Raw genomic sequence first — 26,791 nt, forward strand, 5'->3', positions numbered from 1 at the left:
CGGGGTGTGCAGACCGGAGGCGACACGCCGTCACCGGGCGGATCACCCCTGAGAACGGGGTAACGATTCGGTAACGGAGGCAACCCCAAACCTGAGGCCCCCCTCACCTGTGTGTATGAGGAAACCGTCGGGTTCCGGGTGTGAGCAGGGTCACCTGCCGACCCTCCCGGGTGGCCCCCGAACGGACGGCCGTACCCCCTCAAGCTGAGGGCTCCCTCAACTTCCTGTGGCAGTCTGTGCCCTGCGTCGGACCAGCAACTGGTTTCGGCGCGGAGATGTCCCACACGAAGTTGCCAAGGAGTTCCACACGTGACGATCGACGACCGCGACCTCACACCCCGCCCGCTCGAGACCGGACATGCGGCCCGCCGCCAGTCCCGGGCACTCGCGGACGACCTGCGTGAGGGCACCGCCTACGCCCTCGCCTTCGGGGGCCAGGGGATCGCGTGGCGCGACGCGTTGAGCGATCTCATCGACGGCACGGGGATCGGTCCCGAACTCCAGGACCTGGTCGACTCCTCCGTCTCCCTCACCGAAGCGGTCCACGACGAGATCGCCGTGGTGCGCCCCCACGGATTCCGGCCCATCGAGTGGGCCAACACCACCACGGGCGAGGACGAGGACCACGGCGACCTCCCCGACGAGGCGTCGCTCTCCTCCGCCGCGGTCTCGCTCCCGGCCGTCCTGCTCACCCAGGTGGGTGCCGTTCGCGCGCTCGCCGCCGAGGGCTTCGACGTCAACGACACCGCTCCCGCCGCGGTGGTCGGGCACTCCCAGGGGATCCTGGCCGTGGAGTCCGTCGAGACCTTCGGTTCGATCGACGACCGCCTCCTGGCGGTGGCCGAGCTGATCGGCGCCGCCGCCACCCTGATCGGGCGCCGCACGGGCCTGTTCCGTCGTGGTGAGGCCAGCCCCATGGTCGGCGTGTCGGGCATCGACGGCGCACAACTACGCGCCCTCGTCGACGAGGTCTTCGCCGCGGTCGATCCCGCACTGCGGCCCACCGTCTCCATCCGCAACGCCCAGCGCCGCCACGTCGTGGTGGGCCGTCCGGACGACCTCGAGGACCTGCGCCGTCACTGTGCGGACCTCGAGGCCGAGTCCCGTCGTCGTCGCGAGGCCAAGCTCACCGGCGGCGAGGTCTTCGCCCCCGTCTTCGACCCCCTCGACGTGGAGGTCGGTTTCCACCATCCCGCGATGGCCCCCGCCGTGGACGTCGTGTCGGACTGGGCCGCCCGCTGTGGCCTGGACGCGGATCGCGCGGCCTCCCTGGCCCGCCAGGTCTTCGCGGAGCCCGTCGACTGGGTCGAGGAGATGGCCGAGACGCTGCACTCCGGCGCGGACTGGATCCTCGACATGGGCCCGGGCGAGGCCCTGACCCGCCTCAACCGCTCGGTGGTCCGCGGACAGGGCGTCGGCGTGGTGGCCGCCGCCACCCGCGGTGGACTGCGCAATCTGTTCACGCCGGGCGCCACCCCGTCGATCGAGCGCCCGTGGACGGCGTACCAGCCCCAGCTGATCACCCTGCCCGACGGCAGTGTCCACGTGGAGACCTCGTTCACCCGCCTCACCGGCTGCTCGCCGATCCTCCTGGCCGGGATGACCCCGACCACCGTGGACCCGGAGATCGTCGCCGCCGCGGCCAACGCCGGTCACTGGGCCGAGCTCGCCGGCGGTGGTCAGGTGACCGAGCCGATCTTCGCCGAGAACACCCAGCGCCTCGCCGAGCTGCTCGAGCCCGGCCGGAGCGCCCAGTTCAACTCGCTGTTCCTCGACCCGTACCTGTGGAAGTTGCAGGTCGGTGGCAAGCGACTGGTTCAGCGCGCCCGCGCCGCGGGTATCCCGTTCGACGGCGTGATCGTGACCGCCGGCATCCCCGAGCTGGACGAGTCCGTGGCCCTCATCGAGGAGCTCACCGAGGCCGGCCTGCGCCACGTCAGCTTCAAGCCCGGCACCATCGCCCAGATCCGCCAGGTCGTGCGGATCGCGGCCGAGGTGCCCCACATGCCGGTGATCGTCCAGGTCGAGGGCGGGCGCGCCGGCGGCCACCACTCGTGGGAGGACCTCGACGCCCTCCTGCTGGCCAGCTACCCGATGCTGCGCGACCGCCCCAACGTGGTCCTGTGCGTCGGCGGCGGGATCGGTACCCCGGAGCGGGCCGCCGACTACCTCACCGGGTCCTGGGCCAACGCCCACGGCTACCCGGCCATGCCCGTCGACGGCATCCTCGTGGGCACGGCCGCCATGGCCACCCTCGAGGCCACCACCAGCCCGCAGGTCAAGCAGCTCCTCGTGGACACCGTCGGTGTGGACCACTGGGTGGGTGCCGGCCAGGCCGAGGGTGGGATGGCCTCCGGCCGCAGCCAGCTGGGCGCCGACATCCACGAGATCGACAACACGGCCGCCCGTACCGGGCGTCTGCTGGACGAGGTCGCCGGCGACGCCGACGCCGTGGCCGAGCGCCGCGAGGAGATCATCGCCGCGATCAACGGCACCGCCAAGCCGTACTTCGGTGACCTCGACACCATGACCTACGAGCAGTGGCTGCGACGCTTCGCCGACCTGTCCCTCGCGTCCGCCCCTGCCGCCGGCTCCGCCTCCGACGCGGTGGCCGCCGGTGATCCCTCGGTGTGGCTCGACCCCACCATCCGCGAGCGCTTCCACCGCATGGTCCAGCGCGCCGAGGCCCGCCTGGACGCCGCGGACTCCGGCCGAATCGTCTCGGCCTTCCCCCGCGTGGAGGCCATGGAGCGACCCGCCGAGGTCGTCGACACCCTCGCGGCCCGCTACCCCGAGCTGGCCACCGCCACCCTGCACCCCGCCGACGCCGCGGAGTTCCTCGACATCTGTCGCATGCCGGGCAAGCCCGTCCCGTTTGTGCCCGTCATCGACGGCGACGTCCGCCGTTGGTGGCGATCGGACTCACTGTGGCAGGCCCATGACGCCCGCTACGACGCCGACGCCGTGTGCATCATCCCCGGCACCACCGCGGTCGCGGGGATCACCCGGGTGGACGAGCCGGTCGGCGAGCTGCTCGATCGCTTCGAGTCCGCCACCGTCGACCGTGTCCGCGGCTACCTGCCCACCACCGAGGCCGTGAGCGGCCGCCGCCGCGGCACCGTCACCACCGCGCAGGGCCCGGTCGCCGACGTGCTCAACGCCCCCGACGTCTCGTGGGCGGGCCGCCTCGTGGTGAGCCCGGTCCACCGCCTGGGCGTCCTGCACGCCTGGGAGATCGACGCCGACGGCATCGGCCGCCACCCGGTCTCCGGCGCGGTCCTGACGCCGGCCGCCGACGGGCGCACGGTCGACCTGACCCTGCCCGTCGGTCCGACCGAGATGACCATCACGATCACCCTGGGTGACTCTGTCGCCACGGGAGCCGCGCCGGTCGTCACCGACGACGCCGCCGAAGCCGCCATGAGCACCCTGCTGAGCACCGCCGCCGGCGTGGGCCGCGGCGGCGCCGGAGGCACCGTGATCGAGGCCCTGCCCGAGGTCTCCGGCGGTGTCGCCACCGCGCGGTTCACCTTCGAGCCCACCCTCGCCTCCGACCACACCGGAGTCACCGCCGGGAGTCTGCCCACCTCGCTCATCACCTCGGACGGCGTCCCGGACGCCCTCGTGGGTGCGGCGTGGCCCGCGGTCTTCGCGGTGCTCGGTGAGGCCCGTCGCCCGCGTGGCAACGGGACGGTGGTCGAGGGACTGCTGGACCTGGTCCATCTGGACCACGGCGTCCGCATGCACTCGGCGTTGCCCCAGAGTCCGACCGACCTCGTCGTCGTCGCCCGTTCCGGTGGCGTCCGCGACACCGACCTCGGACGTCTGGTCGAGGTGTCGGTGGAGGTCGGAGCCGTCTCCGCCGACGGTTCGCAGTCCCCGCTGTGCACTCTCTCGGAGCGGTTCGCGATCCGCGGCCGCACCGGTGGTGCCGAGGTGGGCGACCCCCGCCCGGCCGGTGGATCCCTCGTCGGTCCCGACGGTGGAGCCGTCACCCCGGCCGAGACCAGCCGCCAGCATCGGGTGTCGACCTCGCTCATCGCCCCGCACGACATGACCGCCTTCGCGCTGGTCTCCGGCGACCACAACCCCATCCACGTCTCCGACACCGCAGCCGACCTCGCCGGCCTGGGCGGCGTGATCGTCCACGGTATGTGGCTCTCGGCCGCCGCGCAGCACGCGGTCCAGGCCTCGGACGGGAAGACCCCCGCCCTGCGGATCGCCGGCTGGACCGCCCGCATGCTCGCCCCGGTCCGACCGGGCGACCACATCAAGGTCCGCGCCGTCCAGACCGGCCGTCTCGCCGGCGGCCAGGTCCTCGAGGTCACGTGCACGGTCGACGGTGCCACCGTCATGGCCGCCACCGCCCTCACCGAGGCCCCGCGCACGGTCTACGCCTTCCCCGGCCAGGGCATCCAGGCCAAGGGGATGGGTATGGAGGGACGCACCCGCTGCCCGGCCGCCCGCGAGATCTGGGACCGTGCCGACGCGCACACCCGTGAGGCCCTGGGCTTCTCGATCCTCGCGCTCGTCCGTGAGAACCCGACCGAGGTGACCGTCCGCGGCACCGTCCACCGGCACCCCGACGGCGTGCTCTACCTGACCCAGTTCACGCAGGTCGCGATGGCCTGCCTCGCGGTGGCTCAGCGCGCCGAGCTCGAGGCCGACGGGCTGTTCATCGACGGCGCCTACTTCGCCGGACACTCGATCGGCGAGTACGACGCCCTGGCCGCCATCTCCGGGACACTGGAGCTCGAGCCGCTGCTGGAGATCGTCTTCCAGCGCGGGTCGACCATGCACGAGCTGGTCCCGCGCGATTCCGAGGGGCGGTCCGACTACCGGATGGCCGCGATCCGGCCGTCGCAGATGGGGATCTCCGACGACGAGGTCGTGGACTGGGTGGCCGACGTGGCCCGCGAGTCCGGCGAGTTCATCGAGATCGTCAACTACAACCTCGCGGGATCCCAGTACGCGCTCGCCGGCACCGTCGCCGGATGCAAGGCGCTGGAGAAGGCCGTCGAGCGCGAGCTCGAGGTCTCGGGCGGCAAGAACGCCTTCATCCTGGTGCCCGGCATCGACGTGCCGTTCCACTCGACCGTCCTGCGCGGTGGTGTCCCGGACTTCCGGGCCACCCTCGACGCGCTGATCCCGCACGACATCGACATCTCGGTGCTCGTGGGCCGCTACATCCCCAACCTGGTGCCGCGCCTGTTCAGCCTCGAGCGGTCCTTCGTGCAGGAGATCGCCGACCTCGTGCCGGCCGATTCCCTCGCCGAGGTCCTGGCCGACTGGGACTCCTGGTCCGCCACGCCGACGCGCCTGGGCCGCCTCCTGCTGGTGGAGCTGCTGGCCTGGCAGTTCGCCAGCCCGGTCCGCTGGATCGAGACCCAGGAGCTGCTCTTCACGCCCGTCGAGCGCGGCGGACTCGGCATCGAGTGCTTCGTCGAGGTCGGTGTGGCCAACGCCCCGACCGTGGCGAACCTCGCCTCCAAGACCCTCGACCTGCCCACGCACCGGGGCCCCCGCGCCCAGGTGCTCAACGTGGAGCGCGACTCCGCTGCGCTGTACGGCACCCTGCCGCCCAGCGTGGAGGTCGACGACGACGAGCTGGACGCCGGCGACGGCTCCGCCTCCACCACCCCGGCCGCCGACCAGGCGGCCCCCACAGACCCCGCACCGGCCGTCAATACCCCCGGCACGGCCGGTGCGGACCGATCCACCACCCCGGCGGCAGCCGAGGCAGCCCCCGGCGCTCCCCGCCCGGACGACCTGGAGTTCGGTGCCCCCGCGGCCACCCGCATGCTGGTGGCGCTGCGCACCAAGGTCCGTCCCGAGCAGATCGTGCCCGGCGACTCCATCGAGACGCTGTGCGACGGCGTCTCCTCACGTCGGAACCAGCTGCTCCTGGACCTGGGCACGGAGCTGAGCCTGGGCGCCATCGACGGCGCGGCCGAGGCGGACTTCCCGACCCTGGCCGACCAGGTCTCGCGCCTGGCCCGCGGTTACGCCCCCTTCGGCCCCGTCCTGTCCGACGCGGTCGGTGAGGCACTGCGCGCGGTCCTGGGCCGCACCGGCAAGCGCGCGGCATACATCACCGAGCGGGTGACCGGCCCCTGGGAGCTCGGCACCGGCTGGGCGCAGCACGTCACCGCCGAGATCGCCCTCGGCACCCGCGACGGCGCCTCGATCCGCGGCGGCGACCTGGCCTCCCTGGACGCCTCGGGCGTCAAGGACGTGGCCGGACTGGACGCGCTCATCGACGCGGCCGTCCGCTCGGTCGGCGCGGCTAACGGCGTGGCCGTGGCCATGCCGTCCTCCGGAGCCGGCGGCGGCGCGACCGTCGACGCCGCGGCACTGAACGAGTTCGCCGACGGCGTCCTCGGCCCCGACGGTGTCCTCGCGGAGGCCGCCCGCGGCCTGCTCACCCGACTCGGGCATCTCGAGCCGGACGCGGTGGACCTGCTCGCCGAGGCCGACCCGGACGCCGAGCTCGCCGACCTCGTGACCGCGGAGCTCGGCACCGACTGGCGCCGCGTGGTGGCCCCGGCCTTCGACTCGGGCCGCGCCGTCCTCATGGACGACCGCTGGGCCTCGGCGCGCGAGGACCTGGCCCGACTGTGGACCCGGACCGACGTTCCCGCCGATGCCGCGGAGTCCTTCCGCGGCGCCGGTGACATCGTGGCCGAACAGGCCCGCTGGTGGGCCGAGCGGTCCACGGCAGCCCGGCGGGACGCCCTCGCGGTGGCCTACCGGGAGATCGCGGAGATCGCCGTCGAGGACTTCGTCGGCGACTACGCGGGCGACGTCGCCGTCGTCACCGGCGCCGGCAAGGGTTCCATCGCCGCCGCCGTGACCGGACAGCTCCTGGCGGGCGGGGCCACCGTGGTGGCCACCACCTCGAGCCTGGACCAGAAGAAGCTGGCCTTCTTCAAGGACCTCTACCGCACCAACGCCCGTGGCGGCGCCGCGCTGTGGGTCCTGCCGGTCAACATGACCTCCTACTCGGACGTCGACGCGCTCGTGGAGTGGATCGGCACGGAGCACGCGGAGTCGGCCGGTGGCCAGACCACCGTCCTCAAGACCCCGCTCACCCCGACCCTGCTCTTCCCGTTCGCCGCCCCGCGCGTCCAGGGTTCGATGGCCGACGCCGGACCGCGGGCCGAGACCGAGATGCGCGTCCTGCTGTGGAGCGTGGAGAAGCTCGTGGCCGGGCTCGGCGCGATCGGCGCCGACACCGACGTCGACTCCCGCCTGCACGTGGTGCTCCCGGGTTCGCCCAACCGCGGGATCTTCGGCGGCGACGGCGCCTACGGCGAGGCCAAGGCCGCGCTCGACGCCATGATCGCCAAGTGGGGCTCCGAGAAGTCCTGGTCCGAGCGCGTGACGTTCGTCCACGCGATCATCGGCTGGGTCCGGGGCACCGGTCTGATGGGCCACAACGACCCGCTCGTCGAGGCCGTGGAGGCCGCGGGTGTGTCCACCTGGTCCACCTCGGGGATCGCCACCGAGCTGCTGGGTTCGTGCACCCCGGACGTCCGCCGGTCCGCCGGCGAGGCACCCGTCACCGTGGATCTCACCGGCGGGCTCGGTACCGCCGACCTGGACATGTCCGCGCTCGCCGCGGACCGTCCGACCGCGGTTGCCGAGGCCGCCACCGACGACGCCGACGGGACCATCGCGGCCCTGCCGTCGCTGCAGACCGTCACCGTCGACGAGCGTCCCGAGTGGGGTCAGGTCACGCAGGAGCTGGAGGACATGGTGGTGATCGTGGGCTCCGGCGAGGTCGGCCCCTACGGCAGCGCCCGCACCCGCTTCGAGGTGGAGACCACCGGCGACCTCAGTGCCGCCGGCGTGGTCGAGCTCGCCTGGTCGACCGGCCTCATCGAATGGGAGGACTCGCCGCGCGCAGGCTGGACCGTTACCGAGACGGGTGACCCGATCGACGAGTCCGACATCGCCGAGCGCTTCCACGACGAGGTCCTGGGCCGTGTGGGCATACGCCGGTACGCCGACGACTCGCGAGCCGAGATGTTCTCAGGCGCCTCGCCGCAGCTCACCTCGGTGTTCCTGCCGGAGGACCTGTCCTTCGTCGTGGACGACGAGCAGCAGGCCCGCGCCTACCTCGAGGCCGACCCGGAGAACACCGTCGTGACCCACGACATCTCCACCGGCGACTGGACGGTCACCCGCAAGGCCGGCACCGAGATCCGCGTTCCGCGCCGCGCCACGCTCACCCGCATCGTGGGTGGGCAGATCCCCACAGGATTCGACCCGACGGCGTGGGGAATCCCCGCCGACATGGTCTCCGGCATCGACCGTGTGGCCGCGTGGAACCTCGTGGCCACCGTGGATGCGTTCATCTCTTCCGGCTTCACCCCGGCTGAGCTGCTCGCCCATGTCCACCCGGCCGACGTGGCCAACACCCAGGGCACCGGCATGGGCGGCATGACCAGCATGAGGTCGCTGTACATCGACGGCATCCTCGGTCGCAGCCGCGCCAACGACACGCTGCAGGAGGCGCTGCCCAACGTGGTGGCAGCCCACGTGATGCAGTCCTACGTCGGCGGCTACGGCTCGATGGTCCACCCGGTGGCGGCCTGCGCCACCACCGCGGTGAGCGTCGAGGAGGGCTTCGACAAGATCCGCGCCGGAAAGGCCGAGTTCGTGGTGGCCGGCGGGTTCGACGACCTGTCCACCGAGGGCATCCAGGGCTTCGCCGACATGTCCGCCACGGCGGACTCGGCGGCGATGGCCGCCAAGGGGATCGACGAGCGGCACTACAGCCGTGCCAACGACCGGCGGCGCGGCGGGTTCGTCGAGTCGCAGGGCGGCGGCACCATCCTGCTGGCGCGCGGCGACGTCGCGGCCCGCATGGGGCTGCCGGTCCACGGGGTGGTGGCCTGGGCGGGGTCGTACGCCGACGGCGCACACACCTCGATCCCGGCACCGGGGCTCGGCGCGCTCGGCGCCGGTCGCGGTGGAAAGCGGTCGCCCCTGGCCCGGGGCCTGGGTGAGCTCGGTCTGACCGCCGACGACCTGGCCGTGGTGAGCAAGCACGACACCTCGACCAAGGCCAACGACCCCAACGAGTCGGACCTGCACGAGCGGCTCGGCGCGGCGATCGGACGCTCCGACGGCAACCCGTTGTTCGTCGTGTCGCAGAAGTCGCTCACCGGTCACGCCAAGGGTGGCGCGGCGGCGTTCCAGCTCATCGGGCTCACCCAGATGCTGCGCTCGGGGACACTGCCCCCGAACCGGGCCCTGGACTGCGTCGACGACGTCCTGGACCGGCATCGTCACCTGGTGTGGTTGCGCGAGCCGCTGCAGCTGGGCGGGGACCTGCCGCTCAAGGCCGGCCTGCTCACCTCGCTCGGTTTCGGTCACGTGTCCGGCCTCATCGCCGTGACGCACCCCGAGGCGTTCCACCGCGCGGTGGCCGCGCAGCTCGGCGACGAGGAGTCGGAGCGGCTCCGCGAGGCAGCGCTCACCCGAGAGCGTGAGGGCACCCGGCGCCTGACCGACGCCATCTACGGCGGAGAGGCCCTCTACAGCCGTCCGGAGGCACGTCGCCTGGGCGACGGCACTGCTGAGGAGGTCAAGGAGCGCGAGGCCGCCATGATCCTGGACCCCGAGGCACGGATCGACGCCGACGGCGTGCTCGCGGCCAGCGACTGGCAGTGACCGTGGCGGTGCTAGGCGTCGGGGTCGACACTGTCGACCTCGGCGCCTTCGCCGCGTCCCTGGCCGAGCCGGGGACCCGGTTCGCCGGAGCCTTCTCCGCCACCGAGCGACGGCAGTGCCGCGAGCGTGCCGAGGCGCGGGGAGCCGGACCGGGTACCAGCAGGGCAGACGGCGACCGACCAGGTGGCAGCAGGTCAGACGGCGACCGATCAGGTGCCGACAGGTCGCGCGGTGCCACCTCGTCGTCGTCTGATCAGTCCACCCCCATGGCCCGTCACCTGGCCGCCCGCTGGGCGGTCAAGGAGGCCGTGGTCAAGGCGTGGTCTGCTGCCCTGTACGGCACGCCCCCACCGATCTCGCCGGACCTGCTGGTCTGGTCCGAGATCGAGACCGTCTGTGACGCGTGGGGTCGGCCCGCGGTGCGCCTGAGCGGAGAGGTCGCAAGGCAGGTCGCCGCGACGGTGGGGGAGGGCACCCGCTGGAACGTCTCACTCAGCCACGACGGCGACTCGGCCGTGGCGTTCGTGGTGCTCGAGGGCACGCCCACCGGGTAGCGCGCCGTCGCTGTTCCCCGGGTGGAGGGGTGCCTCCGATTGGCGGACAGGATTCGCGTTCCGGGGCCGTCTTCTCGCCCCTGAGGTCCGCCAACCACCGCTGGCCCTTCATCCTCCGACGAGCTCAGCCGACCTGGGCTTCCTTCTCCGCCAACCACAGGTAGGCGGTGAGCATCCGCTTGAGTTCGGTGACGGTGGCGTCGTGGATGTCCTCGCCAGTGGCGGACCCGGCGCTGACGGAGAAGTTGAGCATCGAGTAGGCCACGTGGACCAGCACGTCGGCCATGAACGCGCGACGCTGCCGCTCGGTGGCCGGCATGAGCGGGGCCAGCACGCTGGCGATCATCCTGGCCAGCTCGCGCTCGTTGACCGCGGCCGTGGCGCGGGTGGCCGGGGTGGCCTGCGTGGCCAGCCAGACCGCACGCCGGGAGGGATCGCTCAACCACAGGTCGGCAAGGTGGTCGAGGAAGTCGTTGAGCAGCTCCGGCCAGTCCAGCGCGGGGATCTTCTGCGCGAAGCGCTCGATCTCCTCGATCACCCCGTGGGCGTCCTGGCGGTCCAGCTCGCACACCAGGACGTACTTGTTGGCGAAGAACTGGTAGAGCGTCCCGATGGGCACTCCCGCGCGGGAGGCCACCTCCTCGCAGGTGAACGAATCGAACCCCACCTCGACCAGCACATCCCGTGCCGAGGAGAGCAGCGCCTGGAACTTGCGACGGCTCCTCTCCTGGATGGGCCGTCGGCGGGGGACCAGTATGTTGGGCTCGTCCTGGACGGCCTCGTCCACGTGATCCCCTATGGGTTCCTGCACTCGCTCGGGCGGTTCGGTGGGCATGGGTGGACTCAGCCCTCCGTGGGTTCGGGCAGTTCCACGCCGAGGAGCTTCGCGAGCATCGCCACGTGGCCCTTGGCCCGGACGTTGTACCTGGCGAGGGAGATCGTTCCGTCGGATTCCACGACGAACGTCGAGCGGATCACTCCCATCACGGTCTTGCCGTAGTTCTTCTTCTCCCCGAACGCTCCCCACTCGGTGAGCATGGTCTTGTCCGGGTCGGACAGCAGGGGGAACGTGATCCCGTGCTTGTCCCGGAAACGCATGAGCTTCGCCGGCGGGTCGGGAGACACACCCACGACGCCGATTCCGGCCTCCCGCAACTCCTGCAGGGCGCCCTCGAAGTCCACGGTCTCCGTGGTGCAGCCCGGCGTCATGGCGGCCGGGTAGACGTACAGCACCACACGTCCGTGCGCGGTGAGCAGGTCCGCCAGCGACGTGGGGGTTCCGTCGGCGTCGGGGAGGGTGAAGGCGGGGGCGGTCTGGCCCACCTCGAGCCGTGGTGTACTCACCGGTGCTCCTGAAGTCGGGTCGGGGTCTCTGATCCCACCAACCTATCCGATGCGTCGGCGCGCGGGCGCGGATCGCCGACGGGTGCAGTAGCGTGGGCGGGGTCCAGAATCCGCGGCTAACCGCGTGACGAGCGATCGACGGAGGTCTCGTGTCCAGGAGTTACGACAGCATCGAAGGCGACATCGCCAAGGCGCGTGACGATCTCGCGACGACGTTGGACGAGATCGTTGACCGGGTCAACCCCAAGAACCTCGCCGAAGAGGGTAAGGAGAGGGCCGTCGCCGCCCTCACCGACCCCCGGGTGCTCGCGGTCCTCGGTGGGTTCGCCGCACTGGTCATCGGGGGTTTCACGGTGTCCATGGCCAACAAGCGCAAGGAACGCCGGCGCATCGAGGCCTACCTCGAGGCGCGCCGGGCCTGAGTTCCGGCCGGTGTCGGTGCCGTTGTCGGTCGCGCGAGCGCCGGGCCCGCCAGCGACCGGGCTCGCCGGCGCCGGTCGCGTCCGGTGCCGGGCACGACGAAGAGAGGCCCTCCCCGCCGGGGGAGGGCCTCTCTTGGTGTTGTGCGCCATCAGGGACTCGAACCCCGAACCCGCTGATTAAGAGTCAGCTGCTCTGCCAATTGAGCTAATGGCGCCTGCTTGGTGCGAGAGAAACAGTAACAGGACACCGGCGCCAACACGAAATCGCCAGGTCAGGGCGGGGGTGCCGGGTCGGTGGGCGGCAATCCTTTATCAATTCGATATGGAATGCAAGGAAGTTCACAGGCATACTTGTGGAGACTTCTCGCCGGTCCTGTTGACGTCCGGGGGAGATGATGCTCGGAAGGGGCCATTAGTGAACTTGCGCAACACGGATAGGACCAGACGACGGGACCCGGGTGCCCGGTCGAGATCTCGTCTCGCGCTGGCCGTCGTGTGTGCCGGGTCACTCGTATTGACCGGCTGCACCATCGGCTCCGGCGGCGCCGAGGAGGTCCAGGTCGCCGAGGCGCCCCCGGAACCCGCTGCGGTCATCGACCTGTCAGTGGAGGACGGTTCACTCGACGCCAACCCGGCCGAGCCGGTGGTGCTCACCGCCAGTGACGGTCGTCTCGACTCGGTCGTCATGCGCAACCCAGAGGGCATCCAGGTCCAGGGCGAGTTCAACCCCGACCTCACCGAATGGCGGACCACCGAGGATCTGGGCTACGGCCGCCAGTACACGCTGGAGTCCACCGCGGCGGACGAGGCTGGTCTGATCACCCAGAAGAACGTCACGTTCAGCACTCTCACCCCGCGCATCATGACCGCTGCCTACCTCACCACCGGTCAGGGTTCCACGGTCGGCATCGGCCAGCCTGTGGCGGTGATGTTCGACGAGCCCATCGCGGATCGCCGGGCGGCCCAGGACAACATCCACGTCCGGACCGAACCCGAGGTCGAGGGCGCCTTCTACTGGGTGTCCAACCAGGAGGTCCGGTGGCGACCGGCCGAGTACTGGGCGCCCGGTACCACGATCGACGTGCACGTGGACATCTACGGCGAGGACCTGGGTGGCGGGATGTACGGCCAGGAGGACGCGCGCAGTGACTTCCAGATCGGCGACGCGGTCATCTCCCGGGTGGACGACTCGACCAAGCAGATCGTGATCGAGCGCAACGGCGAGGTGGTCAAGACCATGCCCACGTCGATGGGCAAGGCCGACACCCCGACTCCCAACGGCACGTATGTGATCGGCGAGAAGCTGGCCTCCATGGTCATGGACTCCTCGACCTATGGTGTGCCGGTCGACTCGCCGGAGGGGTACCGGACCCCGGTCCAGTACGCCACGCGGATGTCCTACAGCGGCATCTTCGTCCACGCCGCGCCGTGGTCCGTCTGGGCCCAGGGCAGCAGAAACGTGAGCCACGGGTGCCTCAACGTCACCACGGCCGATGCCAAGTGGTTCTACGACAACGCCAAGCGCGGCGACATCTTCGAGGTCACCGGCACGGTCGGTCCGACGCTGCCGGGCTGGGACGGGCTGGGCGACTGGAACGTCCCGTGGGAGACCTGGAAGGCCGGCAACGCCGACGCGGGCACTGCCTGAAGCCAGCACTGCCTGAAGCCAGCACTGCCTGACGCGGGCACTGCCTGACCTGGGCACAGCCTGACGTGAGGTCTCGTCCGGCCCGCTGTCGGGATGGCGCGCCCGGGGTAGCGTGAGCCCTCCTCACGTCGCCGACACCGGAGGTCCGCATGTGGTTCTCGTCCCTCGATCCGATCGTCCGCGTCCTTCTGATCGGTCCGGTCGCGTACGTGGCGATGGTCGCGGCGATCCGCTTCAGCGGCAAGCGGGTGCTGTCCAAGCTCAACGCCTTCGACATGGTGGTCACGGTGGCTCTGGGGTCACTCCTGGCCACCATCCTCACCTCGTCGGATCTGGCACTGGTGACCGGTCTGGTCGGGATCGCGCTCCTGCTCGCGCTCCAGGTGGTGGTGAGTCTGTTCACCTCGAGGCTCGTCAAGGGCCGCACGGTCGTGCGTGCCCGGCCCGTCCTACTGGTGGACCGGGGAGCCATGTTGGAGGACGCGATCGCCTCGAGCAGGCTGACTCGTGACGAGATCTTCCAGGCCATGAGATCCAGTGGTTTCGGTGGGCTGGACCAGGTGGCCGCGGTATGTCTGGAGTCGGACGGCACGCTGTCGGTGATCGGCACCTCGAGCGCCGGTGACGAGGAGGCATTGGCCCCGCTGCGGGGCTGGGCCGACCACTGACAACCCGGAAGTCGCGCGGGCGGCCTCAGCGGATCGGTCGACTGGCTCTGTCCGCGTCGTGTCGAGCGGCGGACAGAGCCAGTCGACCGGCTCTGTCCGCGTCGTGTCGAGCGGCGGACCTGAACATCGCGCGACCGGGAGCCGCGGTGACGCCGTGTGCGAGCGTGCTGGCCACCACGACAAGGGTGCCCACACCCAGCAGCAGCGGATCCGGACCCGCTCGGGACGCCTCCTCGGTCAGATAGAACATCGCCGCGACCCCGACCGGCCCGAACCAGCCGAGGAACGCGGCGTCGCGTACCCGCAATCCGAGCGGACGCATGAGCGCGAGAAGCACCGGCGGGCGCCGCAGGACGAGCACAGCAGCCGTGAGGATCACCGCACCCCACCCCAACTGCTCCCACTGCTCCCACGGCAGCATCGCTCCGAGGACCAGGAAGAACGGTAGGACCGCGAACTGGTTGATCGCCTCGTCGATCTCCACCTCCACCTGTCTCTCGTGCCCGACGCTGGCCAGGTTGAAGGCCAATCCCGAGACGAATGACGCGAAGACCCCGTTGACCCCCAGCAGGCCTGAGCCACCGAGGACCAGCAACGCCAGCAGCAGGGTGAACATCAGGATCGGGCCGTTCTCGGCGGTGTGGTGGCGCTCCGAGAAATGGAGGGCCTTGGCCGCCGACACTCCGGCGAGGACGCCCAGCACCAGGGCGCCGAGGATCTGCCAGCCGATCTCCAGGGCGGCCTGCCCGGCGGTGAGGGGGGTGGCGACGGCGAGCGCGATCACGACCAGGGGAAGGGCCAGTCCGTCGTTCGCCCCCGACTCGAGAGACAGCAGTTGCCGGTCGTCCTCGGGGAGGTCCCGCTCGGCGGCGTCGCCGGTCACCGCCGCGGAGGCGAGGACGGGATCCGTGGGGCAGATCGCGGTACCGAAGAGCAGCGCCACCGCGAACGGGATCCCCAACGCCCAGATCGCGAGACCGGTGGAGATCAGCGCCATCGCGGGCATCACCACCACCAGGAGGAGCGCCAGACGCCGCCAGTGTCGACGGATCGCCGAGAAGGGGTAGCGAAGAGCCACACCCATCACGGAGATGGCCAGAAGGATCTCCGCGCCGTGGTGGAGCGTCGAGGGGTCGGCGACGATGTCGGGGACGTCGAGAACACCCATGACCACGGGGCCCAGGACTATGCCGACCCCGAGCGCGATGAGCGGCTCCGACACGGGCCACCGGTGAAGTCGCGCGGACAGGGCGACAATCACGACGCCGAGCGCGCCGACGGTCGCGAGCAACAGATCGAGTGTGGACACGAGCCCTCCAGGTCAGTCGGGTCCACCGCACCATAGAAAACCTCAGGCGGTCGCGCCATCGGTCCCTCACGCCCCATGGCGGACCGCGCGAATGCCGAGGGAGAGCGAATGGAAAGGTGGGCGCATGACCGACGAGCGCGAGATCACGTGCCCCACCGATCTGGCCCACGGCCGCCGACTCAACCCTGCCGCTGTCGGCTGGACCCGCACGCCGCTGCACCGCACGCGCATCTCCGGTTGGGGGCGCACCAAGCGCTGGGAGTACTGGGGCATCGTGACCGACCGGTTCGTGGTGGGACTGACGGTGGCTGGTCTCGACTACCTGTCCACCTGCGCGGTCTACGTCCTGGACCGCCAGACCGGTGTGGAGACCACCCGTGGCGGGATCAGCCCGTTCGTCCGGCCGGGATTCGGCGACGATCCGGGAGACGGGACGGTGCGCGCGTCGGCCGGCGTGGGCTCTGGTCGGGTGGGTATCGAGATCGACGACGACGCGGGCGCCACCGCGATCCGGGTGCACGCGAAGGGCCTCCAGGTGGTCCTGGATGTCATGCGCCCGGGCCACGACAGCCTTGGGGTGGTGGTGCCGTGGAGCGAGCGCCGCTTCCAGTACACGCTCAAGGACCTCGCCAATCCCGTCACCGGTTCGGTGACCCTGGACGGGGTCGCCCACGACCTCGGGGCCGGCTGGGCGGTCCTGGACCGCGGGCGCGGACGCTGGCGGTACGCCACCCGATGGAACTGGGGCGCCGGCAGCGGCGTGGTGGACGGTGTGCCGTGTGCACTGCAGGTGGGTGGGCGGTGGACCGACGGGACCGGGTCCACAGAGAACGGGATCCTCGTGGACGGCCGTCTGCACAAGCTCGGCGAGGATCTGCACTGGACCTATGATCTGGCGGATCCGGAGGCTGCCTGGAGGGTCCGTGGTGAGCGCCTGGACGCCACGCTCACCCCGTTCCACCTCCGCCGGGACATCACCGAACTCGGGATCCTGGCCGTGCGCACCCATCAGGCCTTCGGCATCTGGTCCGGAACCGGGGTCCTGGATGATGGCACCACGGTGCGCCTGGACGGCCTCACCGGGTGGGCGGAGGAGTCGCGGAACCGCTGGTAGGTCTAGGCGGTCGGCCCGTCCGCGAAGAGGGTCTCGGGCGCACTACAGGCGTATGGCTCTGATCAGCTGGTCGGCCAGATCTGTGAGGGACGTGGCCATGATGTCCGGCGACCGGAAGTACCCCGGGTAGGGCTCGCCGTTCCTGTTGATCCAGGCGGTACCGAGTCCAGCTCGTGCGGCGCCGTCGATGTCCCAGGGATGAACGGCGACGAGCATCGCATTCGTGGGGTCGACACCGCACCGGACGAGAGCGTGCGCGTATGCCCCGCCGGCCGGCTTCCAGGCACCGGCGTCCTCCACCGAGAGAAGTGCCTCGAAATGCTCGCGTATCGACGCGCGGTCGAGGAGGCCTTCGGCGATCGCCGCCGAGCCGTTGCTCAGCGTCACCAAACGGATCCCCAGGGCGGTCAGTGCTCGCACTCCGTCCGGCACGTCGGGGTGCACGAGGAGGGCGGTGAACCCGCCCATGATGTGCTGGACCGCGGCGTCGGGGTCGCGATCGAGCGGGTGACCATGGAGGCTGATTCGCAGCGAGTCCTGGGCGAGGCGGGCGAAGGAGTCGCTCGCCGACACGACCGTGAGGGCGAAGCCGTCCCGGAGGAGCCCTGCGAACCAGCTCGACGCCAGGTGCGCCGGCGCGCCGACATCCTCGAACCGCCGGCTCATCGGCGACATGTCCGAGAGTGTCTCGTTGACGTCGAAGATGATCAGGGCCGGTGTCCGGGGCCCGTCCGGGCTCACCGGGTGGTCCCGGCTCGCGATTCGCTCCCCCGAGTGCTCGTCGGTCATGGAACCCTCCTCGGTCAGGATCGGTGCTCGGCCAGAATCGGTACTTGCTCAGGATCGGTACTCGGGGTTCTCCCAGCCGAAGCGGGCACCGGAGTCCCAGGCGGAGCGCTGGTTGCCCTCGCCGGGGATGCCGCCGGCCGCCTTGAGCAGCCGGGCCAGGTGCATCAGGTTCCAGGTCATGAAGGTCGTGTTGCGGTTGGTGAAGTCATTCTCCGGCCCACCGCTGCCGGGGTCCAGGTACGACGGCCCGGGGCCGACCTCGCCGATCCAGCCCGCGTCGGCGTTGGGCGGGATCGTGTAGCCGAGGTGCTGCAGGCTGTAGAGGATGTTCATCGCGCAGTGCTTGAGTCCGTCCTCGTTGCCGGTGACCAGGCACCCGCCGACCCGGCCGTAGTAGAGATGCTGGCCCTTGTCATTGAGCATCCCGGACAGCGCGTAGAGCCGCTCGATGACCTGCTTCATCACACTGGAGTTGTCGCCCAGCCAGATGGGCCCGGCCAGCACGAGGATGTCGGCCTCGAGAATCCGCGGGTAGATATCCGGCCAGGCGTCGACGTCCCATCCGTGCTCGCGCATGTCCGGGTAGACGCCCGTCGCGATCGGGTGGTCGACCGCGCGGAGGGTCTCCACCTCGACTCCGTGCTTGCGCATGATCGAGGCGCTCGCGTCGACGAGTCCCTGGGTGTTGCTGACGTCGGGGCTGCGCGTGAGAGTGCAGTTGACGAAGATCGCCCGCAGGCCGGTGAAATCGGTCTCGCTCATCGGGACTCCTCGGTGCCGGTAGGGGCGATCATCAGAGCGTAATCACCAGCTAGCAGCTACCGTCCGGTTTCGGTGGCGGAATACGTGGGGGCGAAATGAGAACGAGGCCCGGACTGCGACAGGAGGGTGCGTCGGGCATTGGAGTACGCAAGGTCCTCGGAAGGTCTCCGCCACAGCAATCGCTAGAGCTGTTCAGGCGTGGCAGATAGGGCCAGTGGGTACGCCTAGTCCGGCGATCCGGTACTTCGATTCCGGCGACTCGGTACTCCTTGGGGCGGGCGGGGTGGTCTGCTCGGGGTGAGGCGGCGCGACTGCGCCGCTTCTTCCTATTTGAGGAGGCTGATGTGGCCGAGTACAAGGCCATCATGACGTTGGCGCTGGCCGGGCATAGCTACAGCGAGATCGTCGCCGCCGTCGGGTGTTCGCGTCGGGAGATCGCGGCGGTGAAGAAGACGATCACCGCGTACGGCATCACCGCCGGCCAAGCGTCGTCGATGAACCCGGCCGAGATCGCCGGGATGTTCCCCGACGGGCGCAAACGCGTCTCGGAGGACTACGCCAAGCCCGATTTTGATCGGGTGCTGGCGTCGATGAAGTTCAACCGGCACTTCACCATCCAGCAGGCCTGGGGCAAGTATCTCGCCGCTCCGGCCGGAAGCGGGAAGAAGTACGGGTACTCGCAGTACTGCGCCCTGTTCGCCGAGCACGCCCGCATCAAGGACGTGGTGGCCACGCTGCATCACGAACCGGGTCGGACGATGCTGGTCGACTGGGCCGGCGACACCCTCGAGGTCCTCGACGCCGTCACCGGAGAGGTCACCAAGCTGTACTTGTTCGTGGCCGTCCTGCCGTACTCCGGTGCGGTGTTCTGCCGCGGCTTCACGGATATGAAATCGCCGTCCTGGATTGACGCTCACGTCGCCGCATTCGCGTTCTTCGGTGGGACACCGCAGATGGTGGTGCCCGACAACCCGACCACCGCCACTCATCGGCAGAAGCAGGGCGAGGCGGCCAGGGCTGTCAACGTCCGCTACCAGCAGCTGGCCGACCACTACGGCACCGCGATCGTGCCGGCCCGGGTCCGAAAACCCCGCGACAAGGCAGCCGTAGAGTCAGCAGTGGAAGTGGTCAACAAACGCGTCATCGGCTACCTCGCCGAGGAGGTGTGGACCACCGTCGAGGCCCTGAACGCGGCGATCGCCGACCGCGTCGCCGAGATCAACACCCAGATTCGCCGGGCTGACGGTACGACCCGGTGGGAGAGGTTCGAGTCCGACGAAGCGCCGCTGCTGGCGGCCCTGCCCGACGACGGGTTCGCCACGGTGGAATGGAAGCAACTCAAGGTCGGCCGGAACTATCACGTCTCCTGCGAGTCGCAGTACTACTCGGTGCCGTACACCTTCGCCGGTCAGCTGCTGCGGGTGCGCCTGACCGCGCAGTCGGTGACGCTCTTCGACGGTGACCAGGTCGTCTGCGAGCATTCGCGGCGCCACGGCCGCAAGGGCCAGTACTCGACGGTGCTGGCTCACGCCCCGAAAGAGCACCAGGGTATCGACGGCCTGTGGTCGCGGCAGTGGTTCACCGACCGCGCCCGCGGGTTCGGCCCCGCCACCGAGCAGGTGATCGCCCAGATCCTGGATCGTCACGTGATCGAGGCGCAGGGCTATCTGGACTGCCAGAACATTCTCGAAACTCTCGGCAAGAGAAGTCGACAGCGGCTCGAGGCGGCCTGCCAAGTGCTGCTCAACCAGAACAGCGTCGGCAGCTACAGCGTGCTCAAACGCGTCATGGCCACCATCGACTCCGACGGCAAAGCGCCCCGACCCGTGGTCCCGGCGGCGGCCACACGAAAGCCCCCGCCACCGGCCGGAGCCCGAGACGACAGCGCCGTTCAAGTTCGCTCGGCCGATCACTATGCGCGCGGCCGCAGCGGGGAGGGCGTGTGATGTTCACCGAGATCGATCACCAGAAGTTCCGCAATCTGCGCATCACGCACGTGGCGACCCGGTTCGAGGAGCTCATCAGCGATGAGGCCAATGACGAGCTCACCCCGGAGCAGATCTTTCTCACCGCCGTCGACGACGCCTTGGACCAGCGCCAGGCCCACCGGATCGACAAGCTGATCCGAGCGGCGAAGTTCCCGATCCCGCAGGCCTCGATCGCGGAGATCAACTACCAGGAAGGACGCGGGATCACCCCGGTGCGGATGAAACGCTACGCCGGGCACCACTGGCGCCAAGACCCCACCAACCTGCTGGTCCTCTCACCGACCGGCGGCGGGAAAACCTACCTGGCCTGCGCGATCGGCATCGCCGCCTGCCAGAACGGGCACACCGTCACCTACGCCCGCATGGACGAACTCGCCCGGCGGCTGGTCATCGCCCGCGGCGACGGCATCCGCCACCAGAAGATGCTCAACGACCTCTCGGACGTGGAGCTGCTGATCATCGACGATTTCCTGACCGTGGGCATCGATCCTGAGGCCGCGAACGACTTGTTCGCCGTGTTGGCCAACCGGGAGCACCGGCTGCCGACGATGATCGCTTCCCAATCCCGGCCGGCGTACTGGCTCGAGGCGCTGCCTGACCGGGTCGCCGCGGACTCCATCGTCAACCGCCTGGCCAACAACGCCCGCGAGATCAACCTCGGCGAAGTCGACATGCGCCGACAGCGCGACGACCAAGCCCGAGCCACTACCGGCTACTGGGAGTAACCCCCGACGGTGCCGGCCCGCTTCACACACGGGCCGGTTCCGGGTCGCCGGAATGGCGGTACCAACTCGCCGGACCCGCGGTACCGACAAGCCCTATCTGCCAAGGCGCCGGTGGGTTCTTTCGAGGCCTCGCGGGTACAGATGAGCCGCTGGTAGGAGCGCTCAAGCGGTATTGGCCTCACAGGCCACGAATGCCGTCCCAAACCGGACCTTCTGCTCGTAAGTCGGCAAGGTCTGCCTGGTCGGTAAGGAGCGGTGGATTCTGCACAGCGGATCGCCAGCCTGGCCCCGGTGCCCGTAGGTGGCCTGCTGATCGCGCTGGCCGCATAGGGGTGGGACGTTCGCGGTCAGGTGCACGACTTGGAATGGATTCGTCACGGTGCGTGCAGCGGGAGCGACCTTGGCCGCGGCAGAGTGGCAACTGGCGAACCCATTCATGGGCACCACCGTGACCCGAATACAGAACCCCTGGTCACTGATATTGAGCCAGTCGGTCACGACCTACGCCGACTGGCATTGGATAGTGCCCAGCAGGCGGGCTGGCGTCCACTACGAGTGTGAGGTCGACTAGCTCGGTCACGATCGACAAGGTGCCGTTGCCGCGGACCTGCTTCTGCTTGCCGTCGTCGGCGCCCAGCTGAACTATCGTTGGCGACGGGCGTCCCGCTCGGCATCGTCGTCCTCACGCTGGGCGTCCTGGTCGTAGGAGCTGGCCAAGCTCTCGAGCAGGGCTCCAGTACGCGGCCAGCGGTTCCGAACTTTCACCGCGTTGTCGCGGAACTCTTCCGCGATAGCGCGCTCTTGGTCGCCCCCGGCGTAAGCAGTCCGTCCGTGGACTCCGCGCTGGTTGAGGCGGCTAATGCGAAATTCGGATTCCAGTTCGTCGCTCTGTTCGTGCTCTATGACGTTGCGGACTGGCTCGCACGGCCAGGTTCCGTCCTCATCAGTGACAGGGGCGGCGAGTGCGGCGCCGATTGCGGCGGACGCGATTTGGGTCCGGTCACGCGATCCAAGTTCAACGCGGACCTGTTCTACCCACGCTTGCACAGCCTCGGCGGCTGGAAGTTCGTCGGGAACGTTTGAGCCCGGAAGAGGGCCATGCCACCCGTTTAAGAGGCTCCATGCTGCACTGCTGAACCTGAATTGTTCGCCGGACATCTCCGACGTCTCGTCTCCGGCGACTGCTGCGTCAACATCAGTCTTGGGCTGGTCGTCGGGTTTGTACACACTGCTGGCCGCGGTGGCAAACAACTCTGGCTTACGAGCTAGCTCTCGATGAAGAGCCCGCGGCTCACGGTAGTCGTTCAGAACAGGAAGGTAGCGAAACTCAAGGTTCGAGATGACTTCGTCGTCTACTTCTGAGTTTTCCAGACGATTGAGCAAGAGACCGACGGTGTAGCCGAGATTGTGGGTGTCTTCATTATCGGGTTCGTTGGCTTGGTCGAAATCAGTGGAGAGCACCCTGATAATGAGGTCTGACGAGGGGCCAGGTGAGCCGTGACCTGCGGCAGTGGTCATCGCGCCAAACGGGCGTCCCGCGTCGAGCAAGCCCTCGCAGACTCGCTCTACGACTTCGCCGTCGACGCGGTACGGGTTCACACCTTTCCAAAAGAGCGCTTGCTGCTCCGCCTCAAGCTTCGCGACGACGCCGAGTATCGCTGAAGAGGTCCGCACGGTGTTAAGTAGGACGGCTGCCTGGTCTGGACGCTTGGCCACCACTTCTTTGAGCCAGGTGAAGTCCTCGGCCCGGGCAACGGCGTACCCCCAGGCGACGGCCAAGTCCGAGGCGGGATGTTCGGATGCGGTACTGGCCCCGAGCCGATCCAGCACTCCGTCGACGAGGTCGAGGTCCTCGCTAATGTCAATCTCTGCGAGGGTCTTTCCGACGTACCCGGGTACCTCGACGTTGGCGGCAAACGCAGCGACCGCTTCGAAGCCGCCGGAGGCGAGAATGGCTCGGACAACTTCGGCTCGTCGATCATTGAGCGTCTTCTCGGGCTGCTCGTCGTTGCCGCCAATCTGGCGGGTGTCATCGATCTCCGCGGTCCAGCTAAACAGCTCCCCCTCCTTCTTGGTTTGCAGGTCGTAGCCTCGTTCGGCAAGAAATTGGTCGATTGCGTCGATGTCGGCTTCCGGCATAGCCCACGCGGCTTCCTTGTACCGGCGATGTCTGTCGGCCTCTTTGGCGATCTTGGCGAGCACTTCGGCTTGGGTGCCATCGCCGAGGTCGTTCCATCGCGTGCTGAATATGTCGAGGATACGAGCCATGTCGGCCGATGAGAAACGTGTGATGAGTCCTGCCAGTCCGAGCAAGTCTTCATTCGGCACCTTGAGCAATCGGGTGCAGATCTCAGTCAGGGTTTCCTTGTATTCCGAGGGTGATGCGCGGTGACGGGGCGTCGGCCAGTCGCGGTAACGAGGGCCTGCAGGGATGATGCCCGCGCCTCGATCTTCGACGAGACCTCGAAGAAGGTCGGTGGCGTGCTCAGGGACGGTCGCGATGACCGCGTCGATCACGTCGAGACGGTTGTTAACGTTGACAGCGCCACTGGGTCGGATGATGCTGAGGACCGAGATGAGCGATGCAGCGGGACGGTTGGCGAGAGTTCCGCCGGGATCGAGGACCGCGAGGCGGGCGAGTGTTAAAGCAACGCGAGCGACGTGCGTGGGAGAAAAGGCCAAAGTCTCGAGTGCCCAGAGGAGGGACGAGTGCGACCCCTGGCTACCCAGGAGATCTTTCTTCTCATCGAACAGGCCCATGACTGCGGCGTTCTTGGAGCGAAGTGACGTCTCAACAGCGCGCAGGAAAGCGTCGGGTGCAGCTTCAGCTAGAAGCTGAAGCTCACTAGCGAGCGTGAGCCACCGGTCGTAGTCGGCGTCTTGAAGTAGCTCTCGAACAATCTGTGTGGCGGCCTGTTGGCCGGTGATGGTGCCCGCCGCGGTGGTGTCGCCCGTGTGAGCGCCCAGGATGGCAGTGGTTGTGGCGACGCCGCGCCGCAGAGAGTTTGAATATCGGCGTTCTTGTCGCGTGGCGTCAAAAATGAGTTTAAGCCGGTCTTCGGCGGCGAGGCCAGTGTGGGGATTGGCTTCAATGAGCACTTCAATTGCTGTCTGCGTGAAGGTGGAGAGGCTTTCGGGAGTGATAAGAGCCCCAATCGCATCCCAAGCGTCCACGATGTCCACGAAGTCCCAGTCGTTACCGAGAATTCCAAGTGGGGCATCTTCGCCGATAGTGAGCGGAATGAGTGCCCGGGTAAGGTCGCCCCAGTTCGCTTCTCGCGTGAGCGCAAGCAGAGCTTCCCTGTCCCCCTCTTTGCTTGCATCCCACGATCCGGCAAGAAGAGCAGGGGCGAGTAAGGAAACGGTGGATCCGGTTGCCCAAGAAGGTGTCTGGTGGCTATGTCGACTCAGACGACGACGCAACGTGCCAAGGCTTCTTCGCGACGCAAGCGCGTACTCGTGGGCCTTGTAGACGTCGATCGACGCGCTTCGCCACGCGTCCGCTCCGGCGTACGGATCGATTGGAGCTAGGCGGCCCTTGTCGTGCGCCGATCGCGCAGTTCGCGGAAGCACCACATGATGACCGACGTTGATGGCTTCGGTGACGGAGTCGGGCAGAAACAGAGGAACGAGAATGTGCCGCGTGTGGTGGTTGCTCCAGTGTCGCCATCCCGCCTCATCGGTTATGACGATAGTACGTTCGCGCAGCGCCTCTAGATGCTCAGAGGAGCGAATAGCGGCGTCGGTCTCGGCCTCCTCGCCGATCTCATTCACCGCCGATTCATTGGGGAGAGGGCCTGGCCCGAGACGTAGGGCAGCCGCGATGAAGGCGACAGCCTCGTCCGAGCTTGACGCGGCGACTACTTGGGCGTCTGCTGGTGGGCCGTCTAGGACGTCGAGCAAGTCGATGACGTCCCTTCGACGCCCTGCGGTGAGCACAGCGGCAGGGGTGGCGGGTTGGGTCTGTTTAGACCATCTTTCGAACCACGTGTCGAGGGCGATGTCGCCCAAAGAACCCTTGCCGAGGTGCTCTCGGAGCCACCCTTCTACGCCAGGAAATTGTTCGAGCCAGAGTGCGAGCTCATCCGCAGTGAGGACGAAGATATTCTTCCAGTTGTCGCCTCGTTCTTTCATGTCGGCGATCCACTTGCCGCCTCTGCTCCACTTGCGGTTCGTCACAGCGACGTAGGAGGTCTTCCGGCGAATTTCTACCGGTGTTGTCCCAGTGCGCTTCACGTAGTCACTGATTGCTTTGTTCCGCTGGCCCTGCTCGGTTCCGATTTCCCATAGCGAATCGCCGAGCGGAACGTATGGGTGGGAACTGCCGGAGACCGAGATAATTCCATCCAGGCCAGACAGGGCCACGCCCTCTGCGGCCGGCATTCGAATCCAATCGGGCCGCGAAGAAGCCATAATGAGGCGTCGAACGAGGGTCGGAAGATGGCCTTCGGAGTCGCGACGTCGCGACCATTCGTCGAGGTCGCCGCTGGTAATGTGGATCCCCATTCGAAACTCCTTCTGGAGTTGCGCGCCACTCCCGCTTGTTAGAAAACTGTGCTCTGATTCCATCAACCGCGGACCCGTCACCTGAGCGTTCAGCATACTATGCTCGGTCTGGGGTTGGACTTGCATTCGATAGTTTCGGAGCTCGACTAGTTCTCCGTATTCTGGCCCGCTCGGGAATTTGGCGCTTCCCCTAAGCGCCGACATGATTCGCCGTTACCAGAACTGATCGCTGTCCTCGAAACGAATGGTCGAAGAAGTATGCACGCGTCACAACCGTAGCGCAGCAGAGCGCGGGCGGATTCGGAGACCTTTTCAAAGGCTAAGGGAACGACCGCTACTGCAGGAACTATTGCATGGCGGGAAACGAGAACGGCGGGCGACCCGCACAATGTGCACGTCACCCGCCGTTTCCGGTGGGGTGGCTGACGGGACTCGAACCCGCGACAGCCAGGATCACAACCTGGTGCTCTACCAACTGAACTACAGCCACCATCGCCGTCCTCGCGAACGGCGTTGATGATGCTACCCGGTCGGTGCGCCGGTCAGGAAATCGCCAGGTACCTTCGCCGGCCGGGCCTGGGCAGCGGCGCGTGGGTCCGTCAGTCCACCGCGGGCAGGGCGCCGGCGGCCGCGCGCACCTCGTCCGTGGTGGGGCCGGGCTGCGGCACGAACGCCGTGGCGCGGTAGTACTTCAGCTCGCGGATCGACTCCTTGATGTCCGCCAGGGCGCGGTGGGACATGCCCTTCTCGGGTTGGCCGAAGTAGATGCGCGGGTACCAGCGGCGGCACAGCTCCTTGATCGAGCTCACGTCGATCATCCGGTAGTGCAAGTAGGAGTTGAGCTCGGGCATGTCGCGGGCGAGGAACCCGCGGTCGGTGCCGATCGAGTTGCCGGCCAGGGGAGCGGTCCCGCCCACCGGGACCCAGGCGCGGATGTAGTCCAGGACCTCCTTCTCGGCCTCCGCCACTGTCACGGCGGAGGCACGGATCTCCTCGGTCAGGCCCGACGAGGAGTGCATGTCCCGCACCACCGGGAGCATCGCGGCCAGCTTGGCGTCGGAGGCGTGGATGACGATGTCCACGCCATCGCCCAGGACGTTGAGTTCGGAGTCGGTGACCAGGGCCGCGATCTCCACCAGCGCGTCGTTCGAGGTGTCGAGGCCGGTCATCTCGCAGTCGATCCAGACAATCCGGTCGTTCTTGGATTCCTGGTGGGGCGTCGGGGTGGACGTCGAGGTAGGGGTGGGAGCGGGGCTCGGCTCTGGCATCGTTCGACTATAT

At 68.5% G+C, this 26,791-nt stretch carries 15 protein-coding genes and 2 tRNA genes; 8 read left to right on the forward strand and 9 right to left on the reverse strand.

Features of this window, described 5'->3' with window-relative positions; genetic code table 11:
- Nucleotides 1–309: 309 nt before the first annotated feature.
- Both A6048_RS05225 and A6048_RS05230 read left to right on the forward strand, forming a co-directional pair.
- Entirely contained in the window at nt 310–9,681 is a 9,372-nt protein-coding gene (locus A6048_RS05225; RefSeq protein ID WP_107748482.1) for a type I polyketide synthase, read from the forward strand.
- Nucleotides 9,678–10,235 carry a holo-ACP synthase gene (locus tag A6048_RS05230; protein WP_107748481.1) on the forward strand — a complete coding sequence of 186 codons (558 nt, stop codon included), beginning with the start codon at nt 9,678–9,680 and terminating at the stop codon, nt 10,233–10,235. The genes A6048_RS05225 and A6048_RS05230 overlap by 4 nt, the downstream gene beginning before the upstream one ends.
- A gap of 124 nt (nt 10,236–10,359) precedes the next feature.
- On the opposite strand, the gene A6048_RS05235 is transcribed toward A6048_RS05230, so the two are convergent.
- Together A6048_RS05235 and A6048_RS05240 are read right to left on the reverse strand one after the other, a co-directional pair.
- Nucleotides 10,360–11,070: a TetR/AcrR family transcriptional regulator gene (locus A6048_RS05235; protein WP_107748480.1), complete on the reverse strand. Its 711-nt coding sequence runs from the start codon at nt 11,068–11,070 to the stop codon at nt 10,360–10,362.
- 8 nt (nt 11,071–11,078) lie between these two features.
- Nucleotides 11,079–11,579: a peroxiredoxin gene (locus A6048_RS05240; RefSeq protein ID WP_107748479.1), complete on the reverse strand. Its 501-nt coding sequence runs from the start codon at nt 11,577–11,579 to the stop codon at nt 11,079–11,081.
- 149 nt (nt 11,580–11,728) lie between these two features.
- Between A6048_RS05240 and A6048_RS05245 the strand changes: the two genes are divergently transcribed.
- Entirely contained in the window at nt 11,729–12,001 is a 273-nt protein-coding gene (locus A6048_RS05245) for a DUF3618 domain-containing protein (RefSeq protein WP_107748478.1), read from the forward strand.
- Nucleotides 12,002–12,143: 142 nt separating this feature from the next.
- On the opposite strand, the gene A6048_RS05250 is transcribed toward A6048_RS05245, so the two are convergent.
- Nucleotides 12,144–12,216 (reverse strand) — tRNA-Lys (locus A6048_RS05250).
- Between the two features lie 200 nt (nt 12,217–12,416).
- On the opposite strand from A6048_RS05250, the gene A6048_RS05255 reads away from it, so the two are divergent.
- Together A6048_RS05255 and A6048_RS05260 are read left to right on the forward strand one after the other, a co-directional pair.
- Nucleotides 12,417–13,649 carry a L,D-transpeptidase gene (locus tag A6048_RS05255; protein ID WP_235027479.1) on the forward strand — a complete coding sequence of 411 codons (1,233 nt, stop codon included), beginning with the start codon at nt 12,417–12,419 and terminating at the stop codon, nt 13,647–13,649.
- Nucleotides 13,650–13,798: 149 nt separating this feature from the next.
- Nucleotides 13,799–14,317 carry a DUF421 domain-containing protein gene (locus A6048_RS05260; RefSeq protein ID WP_107748476.1) on the forward strand — a complete coding sequence of 173 codons (519 nt, stop codon included), beginning with the start codon at nt 13,799–13,801 and terminating at the stop codon, nt 14,315–14,317.
- A gap of 25 nt (nt 14,318–14,342) precedes the next feature.
- Here the strand turns inward: A6048_RS05260 and A6048_RS05265 are convergent, their stop codons facing one another.
- Nucleotides 14,343–15,626: a cation:proton antiporter gene (locus A6048_RS05265; protein ID WP_107748475.1), complete on the reverse strand. Its 1,284-nt coding sequence runs from the start codon at nt 15,624–15,626 to the stop codon at nt 14,343–14,345.
- 124 nt (nt 15,627–15,750) lie between these two features.
- Between A6048_RS05265 and A6048_RS05270 the strand changes: the two genes are divergently transcribed.
- A complete protein-coding gene (locus A6048_RS05270; RefSeq protein ID WP_107748474.1) occupies nt 15,751–16,740 on the forward strand; it encodes a DUF2804 domain-containing protein in 990 nt (329 codons plus the stop codon).
- Between the two features lie 42 nt (nt 16,741–16,782).
- On the opposite strand, the gene A6048_RS05275 is transcribed toward A6048_RS05270, so the two are convergent.
- Together A6048_RS05275 and A6048_RS05280 are read right to left on the reverse strand one after the other, a co-directional pair.
- Nucleotides 16,783–17,529 (reverse strand): haloacid dehalogenase type II, encoded by a 747-nt coding sequence (locus tag A6048_RS05275; RefSeq protein WP_107748473.1) that lies wholly within the window; start codon nt 17,527–17,529, stop codon nt 16,783–16,785.
- Nucleotides 17,530–17,577: 48 nt separating this feature from the next.
- A complete protein-coding gene (locus tag A6048_RS05280) occupies nt 17,578–18,291 on the reverse strand; it encodes a flavodoxin family protein (protein WP_107748472.1) in 714 nt (237 codons plus the stop codon).
- 344 nt (nt 18,292–18,635) lie between these two features.
- Here A6048_RS05280 and istA point away from each other — a divergent pair, with 344 nt between their 5' ends.
- Together istA and A6048_RS05290 are read left to right on the forward strand one after the other, a co-directional pair.
- The gene (gene istA, locus A6048_RS05285) at nt 18,636–20,237 is read left to right on the forward strand and encodes an IS21 family transposase (RefSeq protein ID WP_108835156.1); all 1,602 of its coding nucleotides are present in this window, start codon (nt 18,636–18,638) and stop codon (nt 20,235–20,237) included.
- The gene (locus tag A6048_RS05290) at nt 20,237–21,004 is read left to right on the forward strand and encodes an ATP-binding protein (protein ID WP_006898359.1); all 768 of its coding nucleotides are present in this window, start codon (nt 20,237–20,239) and stop codon (nt 21,002–21,004) included. The genes istA and A6048_RS05290 overlap by 1 nt, the downstream gene beginning before the upstream one ends.
- A 642-nt stretch (nt 21,005–21,646) precedes the next feature.
- Here the strand turns inward: A6048_RS05290 and A6048_RS18200 are convergent.
- The 3 genes from A6048_RS18200 to orn form a co-directional block, all read right to left on the reverse strand.
- Nucleotides 21,647–25,510, reverse strand: coding sequence for a hypothetical protein (locus tag A6048_RS18200; RefSeq protein WP_146166360.1), 3,864 nt, complete (start codon nt 25,508–25,510; stop codon nt 21,647–21,649).
- A gap of 414 nt (nt 25,511–25,924) precedes the next feature.
- A tRNA-His gene (locus A6048_RS05310) sits at nt 25,925–26,000 on the reverse strand.
- Nucleotides 26,001–26,109: 109 nt separating this feature from the next.
- Nucleotides 26,110–26,778 (reverse strand): oligoribonuclease, encoded by a 669-nt coding sequence (gene orn, locus A6048_RS05315; RefSeq protein WP_107748114.1) that lies wholly within the window; start codon nt 26,776–26,778, stop codon nt 26,110–26,112.
- Nucleotides 26,779–26,791: the final 13 nt, after the last annotated feature.

The sequence above is a fragment of the Dietzia psychralcaliphila genome (assembly GCF_003096095.1).
In the GTDB taxonomy this organism is placed as follows: Bacteria; Actinomycetota; Actinomycetes; order Mycobacteriales; family Mycobacteriaceae; genus Dietzia; species Dietzia psychralcaliphila.